The organism is Streptomyces sp. CB01373, assembly GCF_002803075.1.
Classification (GTDB): domain Bacteria; phylum Actinomycetota; class Actinomycetes; order Streptomycetales; family Streptomycetaceae; genus Streptomyces.
This window is the reverse complement of the sequence record NZ_NNBK01000006.1, coordinates 244,238-253,075: the sequence shown is the minus strand read 5'-3', so window position 1 is coordinate 253,075 and position 8,838 is coordinate 244,238. Positions and strand designations below refer to the sequence as shown.

6 protein-coding genes are annotated in these 8,838 nt (G+C 69.4%); all 6 read right to left on the bottom strand.

The annotated features are described in order from the left end of the window. Nucleotides 1–2,425 (bottom strand): type I DNA topoisomerase (gene topA, locus CG719_RS11675; protein ID WP_234375520.1); only part of this gene is annotated, 2,425 nt, incomplete at its 3' end. A gap of 248 nt (nucleotides 2,426–2,673) precedes the next feature. Beyond that, nucleotides 2,674–2,871: a hypothetical protein gene (locus CG719_RS11670; protein WP_100568489.1), complete on the bottom strand. Its 198-nt coding sequence runs from the start codon at nucleotides 2,869–2,871 to the stop codon at nucleotides 2,674–2,676. Nucleotides 2,872–3,182: 311 nt separating this feature from the next. After that, nucleotides 3,183–4,736 carry a DUF7059 domain-containing protein gene (locus CG719_RS11665; RefSeq protein WP_199836603.1) on the bottom strand — a complete coding sequence of 518 codons (1,554 nt, stop codon included), beginning with the start codon at nucleotides 4,734–4,736 and terminating at the stop codon, nucleotides 3,183–3,185. A gap of 64 nt (nucleotides 4,737–4,800) precedes the next feature. Beyond that, on the bottom strand, nucleotides 4,801–5,418 hold the full coding sequence (locus CG719_RS11660; protein ID WP_100568488.1) for a small secreted protein: 618 nt from the start codon (nucleotides 5,416–5,418) through the stop codon (nucleotides 4,801–4,803). A gap of 192 nt (nucleotides 5,419–5,610) precedes the next feature. Continuing rightward, on the bottom strand, nucleotides 5,611–8,013 hold the full coding sequence (locus tag CG719_RS11655; protein ID WP_100568487.1) for a sodium-translocating pyrophosphatase: 2,403 nt from the start codon (nucleotides 8,011–8,013) through the stop codon (nucleotides 5,611–5,613). Nucleotides 8,014–8,326: 313 nt separating this feature from the next. Then, nucleotides 8,327–8,761, bottom strand: a complete 435-nt coding sequence (locus CG719_RS11650; RefSeq protein WP_100568486.1) for an ATP-binding protein — start codon at nucleotides 8,759–8,761, stop codon at nucleotides 8,327–8,329. Nucleotides 8,762–8,838 lie beyond the last annotated feature (77 nt).

The following is an 8,838-nucleotide window of genomic DNA, read 5'->3' as shown; positions in this document are numbered from 1 at the left end:
TGAAGAGCTGGTCCTCGGACTGCAGGGAACGCGAGTCCGTTCCCTTCTTCAGGTACGGACCGTAGCGGCCGTTCTGCGCGGTGATCTCCTGGCCCTCCGCGTCGGCGCCGACGACGCGCGGCAGCGACATGAGCTTCAGGGCGTCGTCCAGGGTGACCGTGTCCAGGGACATCGACTTGAACAGCGATGCCGTACGCGCCTTGACCGCGTTCTTGCCGGTCTTCGGGGTGCCCTCGGGGAGCACCTCGGTGACGTACGGGCCGTAGCGGCCGTCCTTGGCGACGATCGTGTGGCCGGTGACCGGGTCGGCGCCCAGCTCGAAGTCGCCGCTCGGCCTGGCGAGCAGTTCCTCGGCGAACTCGACGGACAGCTCGTCGGGGGCCAGGTCGTCCGGGATGTCGGCGCGCTGGTGGGTGTCGGTCTCCTTCTCACCGCGCTCGATGTACGGGCCGTAGCGGCCGACCCGCAGCACGATGTCGTTGCCCACCGGGAACGACGACACCTCGCGCGCGTCGATGGCGCCCAGGTCCGTCACCAGCTCCTTGAGGCCGCCGAGGTGGTCCCCGTCGCCGTTGCCGGCCTCGGCGGCGCCGCCGGGGCCGCCCGCGGCGGGGCCGCTGCCGGACGCCGACTCACCGAAGTAGAAGCGCTTCAGCCACGGCACGGCCTTCGCCTCACCGCGCGCGATGCGGTCGAGGTCGTCCTCCATCCTGGCGGTGAAGTCGTAGTCGACGAGCCGCCCGAAGTGCTTCTCCAGGAGGTTGACCACGGCGAAGGACAGGAAGGACGGCACGAGAGCCGTGCCCTTCTTGAAGACGTAGCCGCGGTCGAGGATCGTGCCGATGATCGACGCGTACGTCGACGGGCGGCCGATCTCGCGCTCCTCCAGCTCCTTGACCAGGCTGGCCTCGGTGTAGCGGGCCGGGGGCTTGGTGGCGTGGCCGTCGACCGTGATCTCCTCGGCCGTGAGCGCGTCGCCCTCGCCGACCTGGGGCAGCCGGCGCTCGCGGTCGTCGAGCTCGGCGTTGGGGTCGTCGGCACCCTCGACGTAGGCCTTGAGGAAGCCGTGGAAGGTGATCGTCTTGCCGGACGCGCTGAACTCCACGTCCCGGCCGTCGGCCGCGGTGCCGCCGATCCGCACGGTCACGCTGTTGCCGGTCGCGTCCTTCATCTGGGAGGCGACCGTCCGCTTCCAGATCAGCTCGTAGAGCTTGAACTGGTCGCCGGTCAGGGACGTCTCGGCGGGCGTGCGGAAACGATCACCCGAAGGACGGATCGCCTCGTGCGCCTCCTGCGCGTTCTTGACCTTGCCGGCGTACGTACGGGGCTGCGGCGGCAGGTAGTCGGCGCCGTAGAGGTGGGTGACCTGGGCGCGCGCGGCGGCGATCGCCGTGTCGCTCAGGGTCGTGGAGTCCGTACGCATGTACGTGATGAAGCCGTTCTCGTACAGCTTCTGCGCGATCTGCATGGTCGCCTTCGCCCCGAAGCCGAGCTTGCGGCTGGCCTCCTGCTGGAGCGTCGTCGTACGGAACGGGGCGTACGGCGAGCGGCGGTACGGCTTGGACTCGACCGAGCGGACGGAGAAGCGGGTGTCCTCCAGTGCGGCGGCGAGCGCACGGGCGTTCGCCTCGTCGAGGTGGAGGATGCTCTCGCTCTTGAGCCGGCCCAGGGAGTCGAAGTCGCGGCCCTGCGCGACGCGCCTGCCGTCGACGGTCTGCAGGCGCGCGACCAGCGACGACGGGTCGCTCGGGTCGCCCGCGCGGCCGGTCGCGAAGGTGCCGGTCAGGTCCCAGTACGCGGCGGAGCGGAACGCCATGCGCTCGCGCTCCCGCTCGACCACGAGCCGTGTCGCGACGGACTGGACCCGGCCCGCCGACAGCCGCGGCATGACCTTCTTCCACAGCACGGGCGAGACCTCGTAGCCGTAGAGGCGGTCGAGGATGCGCCGGGTCTCCTGGGCGTCGACCAGCCGCTGGTTGAGCTGGCGCGGGTTGGCGACCGCCTCCCGGATGGCGTCCTTGGTGATCTCGTGGAAGACCATCCGCTTGACCGGGATCTTCGGCTTGAGCACCTCCTGAAGGTGCCAGGCGATGGCCTCGCCCTCGCGGTCCTCATCGGTGGCGAGGAAGAGCTCGTCGGACTCCTTCAGCAGATCCTTGAGCTTCTTGACCTGGGCCTTCTTGTCCGCGTTGACGACATAGATCGGCTGGAAGTCGTGTTCCACGTCCACACCGAGGCGGCGGACCTCGCCGGTGTACTTCTCGGGCACCTCCGCGGCGCCGCTGGGAAGGTCGCGGATGTGCCCGACGCTCGCCTCGACGATGTAGCCGGGGCCGAGGTAGCCCTTGATCGTCTTCGCCTTGGCAGGCGACTCGACGATGACGAGTCGGCGGCCGCCCTGTGCGGTCTCGCTGGTCGGGGACAACTTCGCTCTTCTCTCCGGTCGACGCTGGGGCCTCCCCGGGCCTTGATTTCCCGGGGGTCGGGTCGTGGTGACGCTGCGGAGTGTGACGGTACATCCCGCCCCCGTGTCAAACGGGAAAAGCCCGCAACGGCCACTCGAACGGTAACCCGACTACCCCCCTTCCTGCCGCCCGGAGTGCTCACCAGGCCGTTCGCGCTGATGCGGAGGGTGATTTCTCAGTTACGGAGACCGGACAGGCGCCGCGGCTCTCACAGCCGCCCGAAGCACCACACGCCGAGGGTCAGGGCGGTCACGGCGGCCAGGGTCGCGACGGTCGCCGACGCGGTGCGCGGCAGGCCGGCGGCGATGGTCTCCCGGTGCCGGACCCGGACCGCCGTCCACCCCAACAAGGCTGCTCCGAACAGGGAGAACACCGTTCCCGTGAAGATCGCCGGACCGCTCTCCATGTACGTACCCTCCCGTCCCCGCGTGCCCCGGTACGGGAGGCTGACAGCCGCGGGCGACGACGGCACGAACCCGCGGTGAACACGAGTCGGCCCGCTTCCCGGGGCGGTGCTCCCCCCCTTCCGCACGTGACGGGAATCAAGTTCTCCGCTTTTTTTCCGCCTTTTCCCCCCCGACCCCCGGCAAAGATCGAAAAGCATGGCCGAGCCCGATCGACACGGACTGACAGGCCGCGGAAACGACGAGAACTCGCCGTCGCCCCCGCAGCCTCACCGGTCGCTCGAACCGATCACTGATCCGGTCGCCGAACCGGTCACTGAGCCGGTTCTTCCCCCGGTTTCTGCGCCGGTTCGATGAAGCCCTGCTCCACCAACAGGCGGATCTGGGCCGGTGTGCGGTCGCGCAGGAGAAGCGGACTCTCGCCCATCAGCTGGGCGATGGCGTCCAGGATGCGGCCGGCGCTCAGCGTGCCGTCGCAGACACCGGCGAAGCCGGCGCCCACCGTGTCCACCGCGGTGGCCCGGCGCATCCCCCGGTTCTGGCGCAGCACGACATGCTCGGGGTCCTCGGCGCCGGGCAGTCCGACCTGCTCCTGGACCACCTCGCGCACAAGCCGGAAGTGACCGTCGAGCAGGGCTGCGTCGTCGTGTTCCCGCAGGTAGTCGACGCGGGCGAAGTGCGCCCGGACGGTGTCGCCGAGCGGCTGCTCCACCGGGTGCGGCCACTCCTCCACGGTGATCGAGGGCGTCGCGGAACTCGTCCTGCGCAGCGTGATCCAGCCGAAGCCCACGGCCCTGACCTTGCGCGCCTCGAACTCCTCCAGCCAGGCGTCGTACCGCTCCTGGTACTCCGCGGCGTCACCGCGGTGGTCGCCCGCGTCCCTCAGCCACAGCTCGGCGTACTGCGTGACGTCCTGCACCTCGCGCTGCACGATCCACGCGTCGCACCCGCGGGGCACCCAGGACCTGAGCCTGTCCTGCCAGTCCTCGCCCTCGACGTGCTGCCAGTTGGCGAGGAACTGCGCGAATCCGCCCTCGTTCAGCCGGTCGCCCGCCTCCTGGACGAGCGTGCGGCACAGATCGTCCCCGGCCATCCCGCCGTCGCGGTACGTCAGCCGGGCGCCCGGGGAGATCACGAAGGGCGGGTTCGACACGATCAGGTCGAACCGCTCGTCGTCGTGGACCGGCTCGAACAGCGAGCCCTGGCGCAGATCGGCGGCCCGCGCGCCGGACAGCGCCAGCGTCAGGGCGGTGATGTGCAGCGCGCGCGAATTGACGTCGGTCGCGGTCACGCGCGTGGCGTGCCGGCCGGCGTGCAGCGCCTGGATGCCGGAGCCGGTGCCGAGGTCGAGCGCGGAGCCGACCGGTGTGCGGACCGTGATGCCGGCCAGGGTCGTGGAGGCGCCGCCGACGCCGAGGACGACTCCCTCGTCCCGGCTGCCGATCCCGCCCGCGCCGCCCACCGCACAGCCCAGGTCGGACACGATGAACCAGTCCTCGCCGTCGAGTCCGCCGTAGGGCCGGACGTCCACGGCCGCGGCTACCTCGTCCGCGCCGACGCGCACCAGCCAGCCGGTCTCCAGGCACCCCTCGGCGGGCAGGACGTCCGCCACGCGCGCGTACGGCACCGGCTGCTGGAGCAGGAACAGCCGGACCAGAAGCTCCAGCGGCGTGTCGCCGCGTGTGGCGCGCATCGCGGGTACGGTCTCGCTGCGCGCCAGCGCGGCGTACGCGGGCGCGCCGAGCAGTTCGAGCAGTCCGTCGGCGGTGAAGGAGGCGCCGAGCAGGGCGTCCCTGAGCCGGGCGGCGACGTCCGGTCGGTCGGAGGCGGGCAGTGCGGGCAGGCTGGTGTCACTCACGCCCCCCATTGTGTCGGCTCGCTCCGACAGCGCACGCGCGCGCGTCTCGGTGCGCGTCGTGCGTCTGCGTACGTCAGCCGCTCGTCGCCGGGGACGAGGCGGAACCGGACGGGGTGGCTGAGGCGGACTTGCAGCTCGGCTGCTGGGCCATCGCCCTGCCGACGTCGCCCTCCTCGAGGTTCTTCAGCGCGTCGTTCCCGGTCCGGCTCAGCTTGTCCAGCCGGGTGGCGATGTCCTTGAGGCCGTCCGCGAACTTGGCCTGGTTCTTGGTGTCGAGCTTGTCCACCTGCTCCTTCAGGGAGGTGTACGAGGCCGACAGGCCGTTGAGCTCCTTGACCGCGTCCTGCTGCTTCTTCTGGCCGTTGTCGACCTCGGGCGCGCCGGCCGTGTTCACGGCCTGCCCGATGGCCTTGTAGGCGTCGGCCATGTCCTGGAAGGCCTGCGCGTCGGTCTTCTGGACCTGGGCGGGCGCGCTGTTGTCCGAGGTCTCCTTCTGGATGGCGGTGTTCGCGGCCTCGATCTTCTTCGCCTGCGGCTGCACCGCGTCGCACACCTGCTTGGCCCAGGCGTTCAGCGCGTCGCTCTTGCTGTCGGCAGCGCTGTTGGTGCAACCCGTCAGCGCCAGTACGAGCACCGCACCGCCGGACAGTGCGGCCGCGAGCTTCTTGTTCACCGGTTTGGTCCCTTCCATGGCCCTCGGCCCCGGAACATACACGCCGTGTCGGCCGCACCAGCGAGTCGGTCGCCCCTTGTGTGGTGTCTTGAGGCCATTTGCACCAAGCGAGAGAAGGCTCACTGGAAGCGTCCGCACACACGGCGGGGCGGGCGACGCGTCGTACGCGCCGCCCGCCCGTCTCCTGAGCTGGGCCCGGGATGAGACCGTCTACGACACCACCGCGGCATCGGCTGACTTGGAGACCGTTTCGGAGTCGTCGTCCCCCACGGCGATGCCGCGCCGCTTGGAGACGTAGACCGCGCCGACGATCACGGCCAGCGATAGGACCGCGACCGCGATCCGTACTCCGAGGCTCTTGTCGCTGCCGTAGGAGAACTTGATGACCGCGGGCGCGATGAGCAGCGACACCAGGTTCATCACCTTCAGCAGCGGGTTGATCGCGGGGCCGGCGGTGTCCTTGAAGGGATCGCCCACCGTGTCCCCGATCACCGTGGCCTCGTGGGCCTCGCTGCCCTTGCCGCCGTGGTGGCCGTCCTCGACGAGCTTCTTGGCGTTGTCCCAGGCGCCACCGGAGTTGGCGAGGAACACCGCCATCAGCGTGCCCGCGCCGATCGCGCCCGCGAGGTAGGCGCCCAGCGCACCGACCCCGAGCGTGAACCCGATGAAGATGGGCGCCATGACGGCGAGCAGCCCGGGCGTGGCGAGTTCGCGCAGGGCGTCCTTGGTGCAGATGTCGACGACCTTGCCGTACTCCGGCTTCTCGCTGAAGTCCATGATCCCGGGCTTCTCGCGGAACTGCCGGCGCACCTCGAACACCACCGAACCGGCCGACCGGGACACCGCGTTGATCGCCAGCCCCGAGAAGAGGAAGACGACCGCCGCGCCGGCGATGAGGCCGACCAGGTTGTTGGGCTGCGAGATGTCCATGGTCAGCGTCATCGGCGCGCCCGAGCCGGTCAGTTTCTCCCCGACGTCACGCGCGCCTGTGGTGATGGCGTCCCGGTACGACCCGAAGAGCGCCGAGGCCGCGAGGACGGCGGTGGCGATGGCGATGCCCTTGGTGATGGCCTTGGTGGTGTTGCCCACCGCGTCCAGGTTGGTGAGCACCTGGGCGCCCGCGCCCTCGACGTCGCCGGACATCTCGGCGATGCCCTGGGCGTTGTCGGAGACCGGGCCGAAGGTGTCCATGGCGACGATCACGCCGACCGTGGTGAGCAGCCCGGTGCCGGCCAGCGCCACCGCGAACAGCGCCAGCATGATCGACGTACCGCCGAGCAGGAAGGCCCCGTACACGCTGAGGCCGATCAGCAGGGCGGTGTAGACCGCCGACTCCAGGCCGACGGAGACACCGGCGAGGACGACGGTGGCCGGGCCGGTGAGCGAGGTCTTGCCGATGTCTCTGACCGGCCGCCGGGTGGTCTCGGTGAAGTAGCCGGTCAGCTGCTGGATCACCGCGGCCAGCAGGATGCCGATCCCGACCGCGACCAGGGCGAGGATCCGCGGGTCGCCGTCCTTGCCCCTGATCGCCGCGTCCGTGACGCCGGTGAGACCGGAGTACGTCGACGGCAGGTAGAGGAAGACGGCGACCGCGACCAGGGCGAGTGAGATCACCGCGGAGATGAAGAAGCCACGGTTGATCGCGCTCATGCCGCTGCGGTCGGCGCGGCGCGGCGCCACCGCGAAGATCCCGATCATCGCGGTGATCACGCCGATGGCCGGCACCAGCAGCGGGAAGGCGAGTCCGTCGTTGCCGAAGGCCGCCTTGCCCAGGATGAGCGCGGCGACCAGCGTGACGGCGTACGACTCGAAGAGGTCGGCTGCCATGCCCGCGCAGTCGCCGACGTTGTCGCCCACGTTGTCGGCGATGGTCGCGGCATTGCGAGGATCATCCTCCGGAATGCCTTGCTCGACCTTGCCGACCAGGTCGGCGCCGACGTCGGCGGCCTTGGTGAAGATGCCGCCGCCCACCCGCATGAACATCGCGATCAATGCGGCACCGAGGCCGAAGCCCTCCAGCACCTTCGGCGCGTCGGCCGCGTACACCAGCACCACACAGGAGGCGCCGAGCAGGCCGAGCCCCACCGTGAACATGCCGACGACACCGCCGGTGCGAAAAGCGATCTTCATGGCCTTGTGCGAGACGGCGGTGAGATCCTTTTCCGGCTCACCCGCCGAAGGGGTCGCTTCCCGGGCCGCCGCGGCGACACGTACATTGCTGCGCACGGCGAGCCACATGCCGATATAGCCGGTCGCCGCCGAGAAGGCGGCTCCGATCAGAAAGAACACCGATCGTCCGGCGCGCTGATTCCAGTCGTCCGCAGGCAGCAGCAAGAGCAGGAAGAAAACGATCACGGCAAATACGCCGAGCGTGCGCAGCTGACGGCCCAGATAGGCGTTCGCGCCTTCCTGGACCGCTTCCGCGATCTTCTTCATGCTGCTGGTGCCCTCGCCCGCTGCCAGCACCTGGCGCACCAGGATGCCCGCGACCACGAGCGCGGCCAGCGCGACGGCTGCGATGACCGCCACGATGATCCGATTGTCGTTGGTCAACACTGCAGCTGCGAAGGTTGTGGGGTGACCTGACTGCTGAGGGGTAGAAAGCCCCGCCATTCGTCCTCCTTGACGCTTGGGCTGAGCTCAAGATGTGGACGGATTGTAGGTAGCGGAACCTGATCAAAACAGAGCGCGGCGAACCGAATTGCCCTTCACCTGCTCTTCAGCAAATGATCGACGTCACGCCACGGAACCCGAAAGAGGTAATGGTTCAAAACCGTTGACCCGCGATCAATGATTGATCAAATGATCTGCCGACAGGTCGTGAATTCATTCACGAATTCAAATGTACCTGGTGGAGGCGGTCACGCAACAAGAAGGGCCCTGCGAAGCAGGGCCCTCATGTAGTGCGCCGAACGGGTGAGGTGGGTCAGGGGAGCGTCGCGACCGGCGGCGGCGTGGTCGGCCAGGTCATCTTGATCAGCCCGCCATGCTCCCCTGCAGAGACCTCTACGTCGTCGACGAGGCCGCTGATGACCGCGAGGCCCATCTCGTCCTCCTCGGCTTCAGCCTCGTCCACCACGCCCGGGGCATCCCCGGCGTGGAACGGCGCGTGCCGGGCCTCGTCACCGACCTCGATGGAGAACTGCTTCTCCTCCTCGGTCAGCATCACCTTCACCGGTGCCGAGATCCCGCTGTTGCGATGCAGCCCCACAGCCCGCGTGCAGGCCTCGCCGACGGCGAGTCTGACCTCGTCGAGGACGGCCTCGTCCACTCCGGCCCTGCGCGCCACCGCTGCCGCCACCAGACGGGCGGTCCTGACGTGCTCGGGCAGCGCGCTGAAACGGAGTTCGACGGTGGCCATGCATCCCCCTCGGAGCTACGGGCGTGCTGCCGGAGGGCCGGGCCGCCGAAATGCCCGGCCTCCGCTTGGACTCTTCC